The 14888-nt window shown below is 73.4% G+C and carries 12 protein-coding genes; 6 read left to right on the top strand and 6 right to left on the bottom strand.

Annotated features, from left to right (window positions below; genetic code table 11):
- The first annotated feature begins 88 nt into the window (after positions 1-88).
- The 4 genes from G495_RS0107390 to G495_RS20310 all read left to right on the top strand — a co-directional run bounded on the left by G495_RS0107390 (position 89) and on the right by G495_RS20310 (position 6357).
- Positions 89-931 (top strand): sulfide/dihydroorotate dehydrogenase-like FAD/NAD-binding protein, encoded by an 843-nt coding sequence (locus G495_RS0107390; protein ID WP_028587283.1) that lies wholly within the window; start codon positions 89-91, stop codon positions 929-931.
- A complete protein-coding gene (gltA, locus tag G495_RS0107385) occupies positions 924-2351 on the top strand; it encodes an NADPH-dependent glutamate synthase (protein WP_028587282.1) in 1428 nt (475 codons plus the stop codon). The genes G495_RS0107390 and gltA overlap by 8 nt, the downstream gene beginning before the upstream one ends.
- 106 nt (positions 2352-2457) lie before the next feature.
- Positions 2458-3258, top strand: a complete 801-nt coding sequence (locus G495_RS0107380; protein ID WP_169734366.1) for a substrate-binding domain-containing protein — start codon at positions 2458-2460, stop codon at positions 3256-3258.
- A gap of 15 nt (positions 3259-3273) precedes the next feature.
- Positions 3274-6357: an ATP-binding protein gene (locus G495_RS20310; protein ID WP_051445171.1), complete on the top strand. Its 3084-nt coding sequence runs from the start codon at positions 3274-3276 to the stop codon at positions 6355-6357.
- On the opposite strand, the gene G495_RS0107370 is transcribed toward G495_RS20310, so the two are convergent.
- Positions 6344-6760 carry a secondary thiamine-phosphate synthase enzyme YjbQ gene (locus G495_RS0107370; RefSeq protein ID WP_028587280.1) on the bottom strand — a complete coding sequence of 139 codons (417 nt, stop codon included), beginning with the start codon at positions 6758-6760 and terminating at the stop codon, positions 6344-6346. The two genes, G495_RS20310 and G495_RS0107370, sit on opposite strands and share 14 nt — an antisense overlap.
- Before the next feature lie 220 nt (positions 6761-6980).
- On the opposite strand from G495_RS0107370, the gene G495_RS20305 reads away from it, so the two are divergent.
- A complete protein-coding gene (locus G495_RS20305; RefSeq protein WP_051445170.1) occupies positions 6981-7937 on the top strand; it encodes a PAS domain-containing protein in 957 nt (318 codons plus the stop codon).
- A gap of 73 nt (positions 7938-8010) precedes the next feature.
- Here the strand turns inward: G495_RS20305 and G495_RS0107360 are convergent, their stop codons facing one another.
- The 5 genes from G495_RS0107360 to G495_RS18135 all read right to left on the bottom strand — a co-directional run bounded on the left by G495_RS0107360 (position 8011) and on the right by G495_RS18135 (position 13995).
- Entirely contained in the window at positions 8011-8520 is a 510-nt protein-coding gene (locus G495_RS0107360) for a hypothetical protein (RefSeq protein WP_028587279.1), read from the bottom strand.
- 93 nt (positions 8521-8613) lie between these two features.
- Entirely contained in the window at positions 8614-9525 is a 912-nt protein-coding gene (locus G495_RS18145; RefSeq protein WP_051445169.1) for a zinc dependent phospholipase C family protein, read from the bottom strand.
- A 77-nt stretch (positions 9526-9602) separates the two neighbouring features.
- On the bottom strand, positions 9603-10964 hold the full coding sequence (locus G495_RS0107350; RefSeq protein ID WP_028587278.1) for a sensor histidine kinase: 1362 nt from the start codon (positions 10962-10964) through the stop codon (positions 9603-9605).
- A 60-nt stretch (positions 10965-11024) separates the two neighbouring features.
- Positions 11025-12611 (bottom strand): sialidase family protein, encoded by a 1587-nt coding sequence (locus tag G495_RS18140; RefSeq protein WP_051445168.1) that lies wholly within the window; start codon positions 12609-12611, stop codon positions 11025-11027.
- A 10-nt stretch (positions 12612-12621) separates the two neighbouring features.
- Complete coding sequence (locus tag G495_RS18135) at positions 12622-13995, bottom strand: ATP-dependent 6-phosphofructokinase (RefSeq protein WP_084457992.1); 1374 nt, start codon at positions 13993-13995, stop codon at positions 12622-12624.
- Between the two features lie 247 nt (positions 13996-14242).
- On the opposite strand from G495_RS18135, the gene cbiM reads away from it, so the two are divergent.
- Complete coding sequence (gene cbiM, locus G495_RS0107335; RefSeq protein WP_028587277.1) at positions 14243-14851, top strand: cobalt transporter CbiM; 609 nt, start codon at positions 14243-14245, stop codon at positions 14849-14851.
- The last annotated feature ends 37 nt before the right edge of the window (positions 14852-14888 follow it).

Below are 14888 nucleotides of genomic sequence, written 5' to 3'. Positions count from 1 at the left end.
GGCCCGCTTCCGCCGCCCAGGCTCCCGGCCCGGGCCCGGGGCGCGGCCAGGACCTCGACGCGGCGCGCCGCGCACAGGACGTTTTCCCATGTCCCACCGCATCCTGCACAAGGAACAGCTCATCCCCGGGCAGACCAGCAAGCTCGTGGTGGACGCGCCGCACATCGCGGCCAAGGCCCGGCCCGGCAATTTCGTCATTTTGCGCGTGTGCGACAAGGGCGAGCGCATCCCCCTGACCATCGCCGACGCCGACCCCGACGCCGGAACCATTACCATGGTCTACCTGGTGCTTGGCAAGTCCACCGCCCTGCTCGAAACCCTGGGCGAGGGCGATTGCATTCGCGACCTGTGCGGCCCCCTGGGCCGGGCCACGCGCATCGAACCCTGCGGCACCGTGGTCTGCGTGGGCGGCGGCACGGGGGTGGCTGCCATGCACCATATCGCCAAGGGCCACCACCGCGCGGGCAACCGCGTGGTGGCCGTCATCGGCGCGCGTTCCGCCGGGCTGCTGCTCTTCGAGAAGGAACTGTCCGCCTTCTGCGACGAGGTGCTGGTGGCCACCAACGACGGCAGCCGGGGCCGCCAGGGGCTGGTGACCGAAGTGCTGCGCGCGCGCCTGGAGCAGGACCGCGCCGTGGGCGAGATCGTGGCCGTGGGCCCGGTGCCGATGATGGCCGCCGTGGCCGAGACCACGCGGCCCTTCGGCGTGCGCACCACCGTCAGCCTGAATTCCATCATGCTCGACGGCATCGGCATGTGCGGGGCCTGCCGGGTGACCGTGGCGGGCGGCACGCGCTTTGCCTGCGTGGACGGCCCCGAGTTCGACGGCCACGAGGTGGATTTCGTCGAGCTGGCCCAGCGGCTGGCGGCCTTCAAGGACATGGAGCGCGCGGCCCACGACCACTATTGCAGGTGCCAGGCCGATGCCTAGGGCTGCGGCGCCCGCCGCTCCCCGCGTGGCCATGCCCGTGCAGCCCGCCGCCGAGCGGGTGCGCAATTTCGAGGAGGTGGCCCTGGGCTACACCTTCGACATGGCCGTGGCCGAGGCCCGGCGCTGCCTGCAATGCAAGCGCCCGCTGTGCGTCAAGGGCTGCCCGGTGGAGGTGCCCATCCCGGCCTTCATCGCCCACCTGGCTGCGGGCGACGTGGGCGCGGCCTACCGCGCGGTGAAGACGGCCAACAGCCTGCCCGCCATCTGCGGGCGCGTCTGCCCGCAGGAGACGCAGTGCGTGGGCGCCTGCGTGCTGGGGCGCAAGGGCGAGCCCGTGGCCATCGGCCGCCTGGAGCGCTTCGTGGCCGACCAGTACGTGCACATGGACGCCTGCGACCTGCTCACCGGCGCGCGCGACTGCACGCCCGTGGACCCCGCCCGCCGGGTGGCCTGCATCGGCTCGGGCCCCTCGTCGCTGACCGTGGCGGGCTACCTGTCCACGCGCGGGGTCAAGGTCACGGTGTTCGAGGCCCTGCACGAGGTGGGCGGGGTGCTGGTCTACGGCATCCCCGAGTTCCGCCTGCCCAAGGACCGCATCGTGGCCAAGGAGGTCCGCGCCCTGGGCACGCAGCAGGTGGAGTTCGTCACCAACCGCGTGGGCGGCAAGACCTTCAGCATCCGCGACCTGTTCGAGCAGGGCTTTTCGGCGGTGTTCGTGGGCGTTGGCGCCGGGCTGCCCCGGTTTCTGGGCATCCCCGGCGAGAACCTCAACGGCGTGTTCACGGCCAACGAGTACCTGACCCGCGTGAACCTGGGCCGGGCCTACGATTTTCCCAACCACGACACCCCGGTGATCCTGGGCCGCAACGTCACGGTCTACGGCGCGGGCAACGTGGCCATGGACGCCGCGCGCACGGCCCTGCGCCTGGGCGCGGCCAGCGTGCGCGTGGTCTACCGGCGCACCGTGGCCGACATGCCCGCCCGCCGCGAGGAGATCGAGCACGCCCAGGAAGAGGGCGTCGTCATGCAGACCCTGGTGGCGCCGCTGGCCTTTTCCGGCGACGAGCGCTTCGCCCTGCGCGCGGTGACCCTGCAGCAGATGGAGCTGGGCGAGCCCGACGCCTCGGGGCGCCGCCGCCCGGTGCCCGTGCCCGGCCGGACCATGGAGCTGGAAACCGACCTGGCCATCATCGCCGTGGGCACCCGGGCCAACCCGCTGCTTTTGGCCAGCGAGCCGGGCATCGCCGTGGACCAGCGCGGCTACATCGTCGTGGACGAGGCCACCGGCGAGACGAGCATGCCCAACGTCTTCGCGGGCGGCGACATCGTTACCGGCGCGGCCACGGTGATCCAGGCCATGGGCGCCGGGCGGCGCGCGGCGCGGGTCATCGCCGGGCGCCTGGGCTGCCCGCAGGACTAGTTGGCCTTTGGCCGCCCGGCGCGTTGACTTCCCCGGCTTTTTCCGGCTAAGCTGCTGGTCGGCGGTCTTTTTGTCCAAGTGGTTCAGGGGGTTTTTCGTGCCGCGCGTGATCCTTCCTCTCCTGACCCTGGCCTTGTTCCTTGGCCTGTACCCCGTGGCCGGGGTCTGCCAGGAGCGCGTCGTGCTGGCGGGCACGGGCGACGGCCAGGAGGTCTTCGAGCACCTGGCCAAGGCCTACATGCGCGCCTACCCCGAGCGCGTGGTGGAGCTGCCTCCGACGGTGGGCTCCAGCGGTGGGGTGCGCTGCGCCGCCGCTGGCACCTGCGATCTCGCCCGCCTGGCCAGGCCGCTACGCGACAAGGAGTTGCGCTTCCAGCTCGCCTACGCGCCCCTGGCCCGGGTGCCCGTGGTCTTCGCCTCCCACCCCGGCGTCACGGTTTCGCGCCTTTCCCGGGCCCAGGCCGTGGGCGTGCTCACCGGGGGCCTCACCAACTGGCGCGCCCTGGGCGGGCCGGACCACAGGATATTCGTGGTCCAGCGCGAATCTACCGAGGCACCTCACGCCGCCCTGGCGGGGTACCTCACGGAGCTGGCGGGCCAGGCCCTGGTCGGCAAGGTCGCCTATGACGCCGACGAGGCCCTGGCGGCCATCACCGGCAACGAATTCACCTTCGGCTTCGTCAGCCTTACCGCCGCCCGCGCCCGGGGCCTGAACATCCTGTGGATCGATGGCCTGGAGCCGGGGCCCGACGGAGCCCTGCGTCCGGACTACCCCATGATGATGACCCACGGGCTGGCCTGGCTGCCCGAGCCGTCTTCTGCCGCCAGGCGCTTCCTCGATTTCGCCCTGGGCCCCGAGGGCCGCGCCGCCCTGGCCGACCTGGGCGTCCTGCCCGTGGTCCCCTGAGGGTTTGGCGGCCGCATGCGTTCGCTCAAGAGCCGCTTCCTGCTCACCGTCCTGGCCGTGTCCGTGCTGGCGGCGGGGTTGATGGGCCTGTCGGCCAACATGGTCGTCTCGTCCCTGCTGGAGCGCAACCAGGCCGCCGTGCTCGGCGAAATCCTCGCCCGCATCACCGAAAACCTGGCCCTGCGCAACCGCATGAACCTCGCGGCCTTCGACCGTCTTGTCCGCAGCCGGGAGGTGGGCGAATACCCCCAGACCTTCCGGGAGCACCGGGTGGCCGAGCTGTTCGACTCCGCCACCGGGGCCTTCGCCCTGCTGGGCTACGCCGACGCCGGGGGGATCGAGGCGGTCAAGGTTGCCCGGGGCGGCGGGCGCCCGGCGCCAAACGACATCTCCGGCACCGCGCCCTTTGTCGAGGGCATGCGCCGCCCGGGGCAGGTGCAGGTGCTGGCCCTGGAGCGGGAGCTGTCGGGGCTGCCGCCGGGCGTCTACTACGCCCAGGCGCGCAACGATTATTTCGGCAGGTTCGAGGGCTTCCTCTACGCCCTGGCCCCGGTGGCCGAGTTCTGCCGGACCCTCGAAGCCATGCGCCTGCCTCTGCCCGGCATGCTGACCATCGCCAGCGCCGAGGGGGCCCCCCTGCACAGCCTGCCCCTGGGCTCCGAGCCGCTGCCTGCGCATGTGCTCGCGGCGCTGTTCGACACTCGGGTGGAGGCGTTGCCCCCCATGCCCCGGGCGCACGGAGCCGGGCCCGGCCCCGGGCTGCGTCTGGCCCAGGCGGGCGGGCGGGAGCTGGTGGTGCTGGTGGGCGAGGTGCCCGAGCTGGGCTGGCGCTGCGCGCTGTGGATTCCCCGCGAGGCCTATCTCGCGCCCCTGGCCGACCTGCATCGCAGCATGGTCTGGGTGGGCCTGGCGACCCTGGCGGCTGCGGCCCTGGTGACCTTCCTGCTGGCGCGCTGGATCGACCGCCAGGTGCGCCCCCTGGAGCGGGCCATGGCCGAGGTCGCCGCCGGGGACTTTTCGGCCCGCGTCCCGGGGGCGCTCCAGGCGGAGTTCGGCCATCTGGCACGCAGCTACAACGGCATGCTCGACACCCTGGAGCGCTACGAGGCCAGCCTGGTGGCCGCCAACCGCTACCACGCCGAACTCATCGCCCAGATGGACGAGGGCCTGCTCGTGCTCGACGGCGCGGACCGCGTGACCCTGGCCAACCCGGCGGCCTGCCGCATCCTGGGCCGGGAGCCCGGCGAACTGCTGGGGCGCGAGCTGGGCGCGGTGCTCGGCGCCTATCGCCCCCTGGGCGGGGCCGACGGGACGGGGCTGCCTGTGGAGCGCGACTTCCAGGACCTGGAACTGCTGCGCGACGGCGGCGAGGGCGCGCGCAACTGGCTGGCCCTGTCCTGCGCGCGGCTCAAGGCCGGAGACGGCGTACCCCAGGGGGCGCTGTGCCTGCTGCGCGACATCACCCGGGCCAAGCTGGCCGAGCAGGCCCTGCGCCTGTCGGTGCGCCGCTTCTGCGACATGGCCGGCCAGTTGCCCACGCCCATCCTGGAGGCGGGGGCGGACATGCGCGTGCTCTACGTCAACCAGGCCGGGCGCGAGCTGTTCGGCCTCGGAGCCGGGCCACTGCTGCCCCCGCCGGACCTGCGGGCCCTGGTGGCGGCCCGCAGCCAGGGGTTGTTCTCCTCCGCCGTGCGGCTGGCGGTGTCGGGGCTGCCGTCCGGCCCCTGGGAGCTGGCCATGCTGCCCCTGGGCGGGGGCGAGCGGGTCTGCCTGGCCAATCTGGCCCCGGTGCTGGACGAGGGCGGGCGGGGCGGGGTGCGCATGTCGGTCCACGACATCACCGACCGCAAGCGCGCCGAACGCGCCATGATCGAGGCCCGGGACGCCGCCGAGGCCGCCAACCGCTCCAAGGGCGACTTCGTGGCCACCATGAGCCACGAGCTGCGCAGCCCGCTGCACGGCATCTACGCCGCCCTGCAACTGCTGGAGGACACCGGCCTGGACGAGCACCAGCGCGCCCTGGTGCGGCGCGGCCTGGAGACCTGCCGCAGCCTGGTGGACGTGGTCAACGACGTGCTGGACATATCGAGCCTGGACGCCGGGGCCCTGCGCCTGCACGCGGCGCCCTTCGACCCGCGCGCCACGGCGGCGCTGGTGCTGGACAATTTCCGCCCGGCGGCGGAGGCGCGCGGCCTGGCCCTGGAGGTGCTGGTCCACGACGGGGTTCCGGGCCGCGTGGTGGCCGACGAGGCCCGGCTGCGCCAGGTGCTGTTCAACCTCGTGGCCAACGCGGTGCGCTTCACGGCCAGGGGGAGCGTGCGCGTGGAACTGGCGGCCCTGCCCCACAGGCGCCCGGACGGGCAAGGCCTGCTGCTGTGGTCCGTGGCCGACACGGGCCAGGGCATCCCCGACGACCGGCAGCGTGGGGTCTTCGAGGCCTTCACCCAGGTGGAGGGCGCGCGGGCCCGCGAGTTCCGGGGCTCGGGGCTGGGGCTGGGCATCGTGCGCCGGCTGGTGGGCCTGTGGGGCGGCACCCTGGCCCTGGAGAGCGAGCACGGCGCGGGCACCACGGTCCATTTCACCCTGCCCGCCGGGCTGCCGCAGGCCCAGGGGCGGCCCGCCGCCAAGGCCCCCGGGCCCGTGGCGCGGCCTGCCGCCCCGGCTTCCGGGCGTGCCCTGCGCGTGCTGGTGGTGGACGACGAGCCCCTGAACACCATGACCATCCAGCTCTTTCTCGAGAGCCTGGGGCACCGGATCACCTGCGCCTCCGGCGGGGCCGAAGCCCTGCGGCTGCTGGCGGGCGGCGGGTTCGACTGCGTGCTCATGGACGTGCAGATGGCCGGGCAGGACGGGCTGGAAGTCACCCGTGCCATCCGCAGCGGGGCGCACCCCGGGGTGGACTCCCGCGTTCCCGTGGTGGCCATGACCGCCCACGCCCTGCCCGGCGACCGCGAGCGCATCCTGGCCGCAGGCATGGACGGCTACATTGCCAAGCCCGCCGCCCTGAAGGACCTCGAAGCCCTGCTGCGCAGGGTGGCGGCGGGCGGCGGGCAGGGCGGGGCGCGGCCCGCGGACGCCCCGGCGCCTACTCCCCGATGATCTTGACCAGCACGCGCTTTTTGCGCCGTCCGTCGAACTCCCCGTAGAAGATGCGCTCCCAGGTGCCGAGGTCGAGCCGCCCGTCGGTCACGGCCACCACCACCTCGCGGCCCATGATCTGGCGCTTCATGTGCGCGTCGGCGTTGTCCTCGCCCACGTTGTGGCGGTAGGCGGAGACGGGCTCGTGGGGCGCCAGGCGCTCCAGCCAGGCCTCGTAGTCGTGGTGCAGGCCCGATTCGTCATCGTTGATGAACACGCTGGCGGTGATGTGCATGGCGTTGACCAGGCACAGCCCTTCGCGGATGCCCGACTCGGCCAGACAGCGCTCCACCTCGGGGGTGATGTGCACGAAGGCCCGGCGCGTGGGCACCTGGAACCAGAGTTCCTTGCGGTGGGATTTCATGGTGTCCTCCCGGGCCCGGGGCCCTCGGGGTTGCTGTGTCGGGGCCAGGGTAGCGCGGCGGGGCCGGGGCGTAAACCCCGGGCCCGGGCTTCCCCTGGGGCGGCAATCCGGGGTATGCTCGGGCAGGTTTGACCCGCGTCAAGGCGCGCCGGGCCGCCCGCAGGCAGCCTGGAAGCGGCGGACCACAACCATTCGCCCCCCCGGGCAAAGGAGGACGGACATGGAACAGGGCAGACGCTGGGACACGTTTCTGGTGGAGGAGCACGAACTCATCGAGCGGGCCATGGCCGTCCTGCGGGCCAACCTGGAGCGGGTGCACACCCTGGGCCACGACCCGGTGCAGACCCGCCGGGCCCTGGATTTCCTGCTGGAATTCGGCGACCGCATCCACAACGCCAAGGAGGAGGAATACCTCTTTCCGCTGCTGGAGCAGCGCGGCATCCCCGTGCAGGGCGGGCCGCTGGGCGTGATGCTCGCCGAGCACGAGGCCGAACGCGACCTGCTGGGGCGCATGGTCCGCCAGGTCGGCGGGCTGCCCTCGGCCCCGGCGGTGGAGCGCGAGCGTTTCGTGGACGAGGGCATCGAATACCTGCGCATCCGCGCCGAGCACATCTGGAAGGAGAACGACGTGCTCTACCCCATGGGCCGCAAGGTCATGCAGGAGCGCGACGGCGTGGGCCTGCTGGCGGCCTTCGAGCACCTCGACCAGCAGACCTACGGCCCCGGGGCGCGCGAGAACTACGCGCGCATGGTGGCCGAGATCGAGGACGCCGGGGCGCGCCGCTCCCTGGCCGCGCGGCTTGCGCCCGCCCAGATCCACGCCATCCTCGAAACCCTGCCCGTGGAAGTGACCTTCGTGGACGCCGACGACACGGTGGCCTATTTCAACCGCCTGGACCGGCCCAAGATCTTCCCGCGCACCCGCTCGGTCATCGGGCGCAAGGTCGAGAAGTGCCACCCCGAGGGCAGCGTGCACGTGGTGCGCGAGATCGTGCAGAGCTTCCGCGACGGCACGCGCGACAAGGCCGAGTTCTGGATCGACTTCATGGGCCGCAAGGTCCACATCCGCTACTTCCCCGTGCGCGGGGACGACGGCGCCTACCTCGGCGTGCTGGAAGTGACCCAGGACGTGACGGACATCATGGCCCTCACGGGCCAGAAGCGGCTTCTGGACTGACGGCGGGCGTCCTGGCGGCGCGTGGGGCCCCGCGAGCCTTCGGGCCGCGGGGCCCTTGTGCGTGCGCCGGGGCTCAGGCCCGGCGCCGGGCGCGCAGGGCCTTGCCGGGCAGGAACGAGGTGCGCAGGAAGCGCGGGTGGAAGAAGCGCAGCGGGTTGCGGGTCACGGCGTCGGGGAAGAGGTGGTACCAGCGGTAGCCCAGGGCGCGGAAGAAGCGCCGTGCGCGGTGGCCGTGCCCGGCCTCGTGGGCGGCCTGCAGGGCCGCGTCGCGCTGGCAGCGCGAGCCCGCCACCAGGGCGAAGACCCGGCGGTTCCAGCCGTGGCGCGCGAGCATGGCCTTGATGCGCCGGTATTCGCGGTAGCGCGAGAAGCCGTCCAGCAGGGCGATGCAGGCCAGCCCCAGCCACCCGGCGGCCAGGGCGCCATACACTGTGGCCGCGCGGCGGCTGCCGTCGTCCAGGTGGCCCAGGGCGGCCAGGGCCAGGGCGATGCAGACCGCCGCCGAGGCCAGGGCCGTGGCGTGGGGCAGGGGCGAGGCGCGCAGGTAGCGCAGGGCCAGGGGCGGGGTGGCGGGTGCGGGCATCGCCGTTGGCGCACAGGATGGTGCCGATGTGCAGGATCGGGGGCCGGGGGCTGGCATGGCTGTCGGGTCCTCGGCGGGTGGGCGGCCCGGGCGTCAGCCCGCGCGGCGCAGGGGGATTTCCGTGTTGCCCTGCCTGTCGTGGACCCGGGGCAGGCCCGTAAGCTGGCCCGGCAGGGGGAAGAGCTCGCCCGGGGCGCGCCCGGCGCGGTCCTGGCAGGGGCTGCCCCGGCGCAGCAGGCGCCCGGCGCGGCCCAGGGGCGTGCTGCCGATGGGGTCCAGCTCCATGACCGGGGAATCGCCGGGCCGGGCCAGGAAGTCGCCCACCGCGTCCAGGGTCAGGGTGAACATGTCCCGGAAGTAGCCGCGCCCGTCCAGGGGCAGCACGCGCCCGGCCACGTCCAGGGAGCTGTCCCAGCGGCGGCGCCCGCACAGGGACAGATGGCCCTTGATGACCTGCTTCTTGAGCAGGAACGGCCAGCGCCGGTGGCGCACGGTGGCCAGCAGGGCAGCGTCGGTGTCGTGCTGGGGCCGGGCGAAGAGCTCGCGGGCCTGGCGCGTGTCCCAGGCAACCTGGGCGTCGGCCTGCATCTCGATGTAGACGTGGCCCAGGCGCCCCCCGGCGGGCAGGGCGCAGAGCATGCCCGGCACGTAGTGGTTGTGGGCCACGGTGTCGGCGGCCAGGTGCGCGAGGTAGCCGTAGGCGTAGGCTCGGGTGCGCCCGCTGTCGGCGCGGGCCAGCAGGCTGAGGCCCGTGGCCCAGTTGTGGCTGTGCCCGGGGCGCACGACGCTGCCCTTGCCGATGAAGATGTCCGCCGCCAGGCCGCCGTAGAGGAAGGCCCCGGGATGCAGGGACACGATGCGCGCCACGTCCAGGGCCAGGCAGTCCAGGTTGGCCAGAAACCAGTTGCCCACGGCCATATGCACCCCCGGCCCCCAGGCGTGGGCCTGGGCGTCGGGCAGCAGCAGCAGGATGACGAGGGTCGCGATGGCGATGCAAAAGGGCATTGTTGGCGATCGGTGGGGCCGGTCCCGGCCAGCCCGTCAAGGATTGCGCGCCCGCAGGGGCACTCCCCGAAGATGCCTCAAGCCGGGCCGGAAGGCAAGGGGAACCCGTCGGCATCGCGCTCCAGGGGCAGGCGCATGGTGGCCGTGGTGCCCGGGCCGGGCGAGAACTCAATGCTGCCGTGCAGTTGCAGCGTGACCAGATTGTGCAGCAGGCGCATGCCCATGCCGTCGCCCTGGGCGGCGTCGGCGGCCCCGTCGTCGCTCACGCGCACCAGCATCTGCCCGCCCTGGGCGCGGACCTCCACGGCGATGCGCTGCGCCGCCCCGCTGGCCGCGCGCTTGAAGGCGGCGGTGAGCAGCTCGTTGAGCGCCAGCCCGCAGGGCACGGCGGTGTCGATGTCCAGGGGCACCTCCTGCAGGTCGAGGTCCAGGCGCACCTGCGGGCGGCCATGGATGTCCGCCGCCTGGGCGGCGAGGCTGCGGGCGTAGGCGCCGAAATCGACGTGGCCCTGGGCCGTGTCGGCGCAGAGCTGGGTGTGCACCAGGGCCATGCAGCCGATCTTGGCGTGCAGGTCCTGGCAGGCTTCGAGCACTTCGGGGTCCTTGTCCTTGATGCGGCTTTTGGCCAGCTCCAGCAGCCCAGTGATGACCTGGAGGTTGTTCTTGACCCGGTGGTGCAGCTCGCGCAGCAGGACCTTGTTCTCCTCCAGGGAGCGCAGGGTCCGTTCCTCGGCCAGCTTGCGGGCGGTGATGTCGCGCACGGCGGTGGTCAGCCGCCGCACGGAGGTCCCGGGGTCCTGGCTGGCGCTGGTGGACAGGGCCAGCCACAGGACGCGCCCGTCGCGGGTGCGGGCGCGCAGTTCGCTATTGCGCGGCTGCCCGGCCACGGCGGCGGCGATATGGCTTTCCAGCAGGGGCCGGTCCTCGGGCTCCACCACGCGGTGCCATTGCTCGAAGGTCATGATGTCGTTCGCAGTGTAGCCGCTGTCGGAGTGCAGGGAGCCGGAGATCCATTCCACGCGCAGCGAGCCGTCGGGCTCCACCACGGCGTCGATGTTCAGGTCGGAGGTCATGGCGCTGATGATCCGGTAGCGCTCCTTGAGGCGGAACAGCTCGCGTTCGCCCGCCTGGGTCGCGGCCACCGTGGGCAGCCCGCGCCACAGGCCCCAGCCGATGAGGCAGACCCCGCCCAGGACGCCCACCACTCGTTCCAGCAGCCCGGCCACGGATTCGTTGCCCAGGGTGGCCTGCGGCATGAGCTGCGGGAAGTGCCCCAGGGCGTCCAGGGACGAGCCGAAGGCCAGCAGCCCGAACCCGGCCACGATGGCCCGCCAGCCCGGGAAGCGGCGCATGCCCAGGGAGGTGCCCGAGCGCATCAGGGCGGCGAGGATGCCGACAAGGATCAGGGTGCGCAGGGAGTCCAGCAGGATGTCGCTCATGGTCCTCACCGTGGGATCGGGGTTCGTCGTGCGGGGGGGGCGTCGGAAATCGTTGGGCAATTATACTCGAAGGCCCGCCGGGGACGCAACGCCGGAAAACGCCTCGCCCGGCGCGAAGTCCGTCGTGTCGAAGCGCGTGGCGCGCACATGGGCGCAGGCGCCGGGGGCGTAGTCCTGCGCCTGGGCCTCGGCGTGATGGTAGACGCAGACGAACTGCCCGGGGTGCGGCTCGGCCCAGCCGGAATAGCCGAAATCCGGCCAGGCCACGCCCGGGGCGTCGGCCAGGCGCAATACCTCGCGGCGCACCCGCGCGTCGGGCTGGCCCTTCGCCGGGGTCCAGGCCCAGGCGTGGCCCGGGCCGCCGCCCGGGGGCCGGATGTCCTGGGCTACGGCGCGCCACAGGCTGCGCCCGGCCGCGCCGGGCAGGGCCCCGAAGCACACCGCCCGGCGGCGCACATCGGCGGCGGGCAGGGCCACGGCCAGCCGGGGCTGCCCGTCCACCAGGGCGCGCACCTCGCCGGGGCGCCATTCCAGGCGCAGGCGGTGGACCGCGCCGGGGGCCAGGGCCGTGCGCCCCAGGACTTCGGGCGGCCCGCCATCGTCTGCGGGCGGGCCGAGCAGGGCCAGCTCGCCGGGGGTCACGCGCCACCAGCCGCCCAGGCGCAGGCCCGCCGCGCCCTCCAGGCAGCGCATCTCGGCCTCCAGGGCGGCGTGTTCGGCGTCGGGGTCGGTCAGCGGGTGCAGCAGCCAGGGCGCCGTGGCCGGGGGCGCCTCCAGCAGCAGCCCGGCGGCGGACAGGGGCGGCGGCGGGCCCGGGGCGTGGCTGGCCGGGCCCTGGGGCGCGAAGCCGCGCAGCGCTTCCTCGGGCCCCAGCCAGGCCGAGGTGCCCGGGCTCGGGCCGGTGTCGCGGTAGGTCACCAGCAGCCGCCCGTCGGCGGTCAGCCCCGGGGTGGGGCGGTGGCCCAGCAGGGGCGTGGGCTCCGGGGCGCTCCAGGTGCGCCCGCCGTCATCGCTGTGGCAGCGGCGGATGGGCTCGCCCACGTGGCTGTTCTCGCGCAGCAGGGCCAGGATGCGCCCCGAGGGCAGGCAGACCATGGCCGCCTCGCACAGCACCAGCCGCCCCGGGCCCGCCAGCAGGGAGAGGGGCCGCCAACTGCGACCGGCATCGGTGCTGGCGAAGACCACCTGCTCCGTGGGCCGCTGGCCGCTGGCGGGGTCCTCGGGGCCGTCCAGGTGGCGGTGGGCGGTGGTCAGCCAGGGGCCGCCGGGCAAGGCCAGGATGCGGTCGGCCACGCCGTGGGCCATGCCTGTGCCCCGGGTGGTGGCCCAGGTGCGGCCCGCGTCGCGGCTTTCGTGCAGGGTGGCGTCGTCGTCCAGGGCCAGGATGAGCCCCGGGGCGGGGGCGCTCAGGCGCGGGCAGTGCCCGATGCCCCGGGCGACCTCGCGCGCCGGGCCCCAGGTGGCGCCGCCGTCGGCGCTTTCGCGAGCCAGCAGGGCGCGGCGGGTGGCCACGTGGCGGTCGGCCTCGCGGTAGACGCACAACAGCTGCCCGCCGGGCAGGGCCAGCAGGTCGGGGAAGCACAGGTAGTGCCCGGGCCGGGCGTCCACCACGGCGTGGCGCGCGGCCAGGGCGGACACGGACGGCACGCCCGGGGCCTCAGGACCGCCCGGCGCCCTGGTCGCAGCCCTTGGCGTAGGCCAGCTGCCCGGTGCTCTCCATCACCGCGCGCCAGTAGTCGGAGTCGATGTTCAGCGTGCGCCGCCCGGCGGTGACCAGGGTCAGCGGCAGGTGGATGTAGTGCCCGCGCATCTTGCTGACCACCATGCCCGTGCGTCCGGACATGGCCGCGTGCACCGCGTGCTGGCCCAGGAAGCCGCAGTACACGCGGTCGTTGGCGTTGGCGGGCACCGAGCGGATGATATAGCTCGGGTCGATGAACTTCAGGGTGTGCTGCATGCCGCGCTCGGCCAGGTGGCGGGCGATGCGCTCGCGCAGGATGGTGCAGATGTCGCCGAGCTGCACGTTGCCCGAGGCGTCGGTGCTGCCCGAGGCGCGGCACAGGCCCTGCCCGGCGCCCTCGGCCACCACCACCACGGCGTGGTGGCGCGAGCGCAGGCGGCGCTCCAGGGCGGCCAGGAAACCCTCGGGCCCGTCCAGCTCCAGGGGCGCCTCGGGCACGAGCACGAAGTTGACCTCCTTGAGGGCCAGGGTGGCCTGGGCGGCGATGAAGCCCGACTCGCGGCCCATGAGCTTGACCATGCCGACGCCGTTGTAGGCGCCGGTGGCCTCGGTGTGGGCGCATTGGATGGCCTGGGTCGCGGCCTCCACGGCGGTGTCGAACCCGAAGGACTGGAAGACGAAGTTGATGTCGTTGTCGATGGTCTTGGGGATGCCGATGACGGCAATGCGCGCCCCGCGTCGGGCGGCCTCCAGGTGGACCTTGTGGGCGGCCTTCATGGTGCCGTCGCCGCCGATGAAGAAGACCACGGAGATGTTCATGCGCTCCAGGGCGTCCACTATTTCGTCGGGCGCCTGGGGCCCGCGCGAGGAGCCGAGCACCGTGCCGCCGAAGAGGTGGATGTCGGAGACCGAGGCCGGGGTCAGCTCCCAGACATTGTGCCCGAACTTGGGGATGAAGCCCTCCAGGCCGAAGCGGATGCCCAGGGTGGCGGCCACGCGGTAGTTGTGGTGCGCGTCCATGACGATGGCCCGGATCACGTCGTTGATGCCGGGGCACAGGCCGCCGCAGGTGACGATGGCGCATTTGACCTTGGAGGGGTCGAAGTAGACCTGCTCGCGCGGGCCGGCCAGCTCGAAGTCGTAGCGCCGGGTCTGGCCGCTGGGCAGGTCCAGCTCCTCGTCCAGGTGCACGGCGGCGCGGGCGTCGTCGGGCAGAAAGCGGCTGTAGGGCAGCGGCGAGGGCACCTTGGGCACGCCCACGCGGGCGATGGCGGTGTCGATGTCCGTGGCGGCTGCGGCGGGCGCGGCGGCCTTGGCGCGGGCCTTTGGGGCGTCCTTTTTCGCGGGCATGGCGCTCTCTCCTGTGGTGGCCGGGCTGCGGCGCGCGGCCCGGGCTCAGGTCCTGGTGTAGCAGAAACGCGGGCGAGGGCAAACCGCAATCCGCATGCGGGGGAGCGGCGGCGGCCCGGGCGTGAATTGCCCTGGGGGCCGGGCCGCAGGAGGCATCCTGCCGCTCCCGTCGCCTGTCCCGGTCCACAAGCCCGGTGACACGAAGGCCGCTTTCGTGTACGCCTGCGGCAGGCCAAGGAGGCGCGTGATGCATATTTCCGAAGGAGTGCTTTCCCCGGCGGTGCTGGCCGGAGGCTGGGCCCTGGCGGCAGGGGGGACGGCCCTGGGGCTGCGGCGGCTGGACCACGACCGGCTGATGACCGTGGCCATTCTCTCGGCGGCGTTTTTCGTGGCCTCGCTGATCCATGTGCCCGTGGGCCCGGCCAGCGCGCACCTGATTCTCAACGGTCTGCTGGGGGCCATGCTCGGGCTGGCGGCGTTTCCGGCCATCCTGGTGGCGCTGACGCTCCAGGCCGTGCTCTTCCAGTTCGGCGGGCTCACGGTGCTTGGGGTCAACACCTTCACCATGGCCTTTTCCGCCGCCGCGTGCGGCTGGGCCTTCCGCCCGCTGCTGGCGCGCGGCGGGCGCGCCGGGGGCGTGGGCGCGTTCCTGTGCGGCGCCCTGGGCGTAGGGCTGGCCGGGCTCTTCACGGCCTGCGCCCTGGCCCTGTCGGGCGAGGGCTTCCGGGCCGTGGCCGTGGCGCTGCTGCTGGCGCATCTGCCGGTGATGCTCGTGGAGGGCGTGGTCACGGCCCTGGTGGTGTCCTTCCTGGCCCGGGTGCGGCCCGAGGCCCTGGACTTCGCGCACGTCCGCTAGGGCGGGTCCCTTTGCCCCCCGGGGCTGCCCTGGTTCG

The sequence above is a fragment of the Desulfocurvus vexinensis DSM 17965 genome (assembly GCF_000519125.1).
GTDB classification, from domain to species: Bacteria; Desulfobacterota; Desulfovibrionia; order Desulfovibrionales; family Desulfovibrionaceae; genus Desulfocurvus; species Desulfocurvus vexinensis.
Note: the sequence above shows the minus strand (reverse complement) of the source record. Positions and strands in the feature narration are given on the sequence as shown.

Bases quoted from the DNA above. Each gene is read 5' to 3' on its own strand.
- G495_RS0107390 (WP_028587283.1), top strand. From the start codon at position 89: ATGTCCCACCGCATCCTGCACAAGGAACAGCTCATCCCCGGGCAGACC.
- gltA (WP_028587282.1), top strand. From the start codon at position 924: ATGCCTAGGGCTGCGGCGCCCGCCGCTCCCCGCGTGGCCATGCCCGTG.
- G495_RS20310 (WP_051445171.1), top strand. From the start codon at position 3,274: ATGCGTTCGCTCAAGAGCCGCTTCCTGCTCACCGTCCTGGCCGTGTCC.
- G495_RS0107370 (WP_028587280.1), bottom strand. From the start codon at position 6,760: ATGAAATCCCACCGCAAGGAACTCTGGTTCCAGGTGCCCACGCGCCGG.
- G495_RS20305 (WP_051445170.1), top strand. From the start codon at position 6,981: ATGGAACAGGGCAGACGCTGGGACACGTTTCTGGTGGAGGAGCACGAA.
- G495_RS0107360 (WP_028587279.1), bottom strand. From the start codon at position 8,520: ATGCCCGCACCCGCCACCCCGCCCCTGGCCCTGCGCTACCTGCGCGCC.
- G495_RS18145 (WP_051445169.1), bottom strand. From the start codon at position 9,525: ATGCCCTTTTGCATCGCCATCGCGACCCTCGTCATCCTGCTGCTGCTG.
- G495_RS0107350 (WP_028587278.1), bottom strand. From the start codon at position 10,964: ATGAGCGACATCCTGCTGGACTCCCTGCGCACCCTGATCCTTGTCGGC.
- G495_RS18135 (WP_084457992.1), bottom strand. From the start codon at position 13,995: ATGCCCGCGAAAAAGGACGCCCCAAAGGCCCGCGCCAAGGCCGCCGCG.
- cbiM (WP_028587277.1), top strand. From the start codon at position 14,243: ATGCATATTTCCGAAGGAGTGCTTTCCCCGGCGGTGCTGGCCGGAGGC.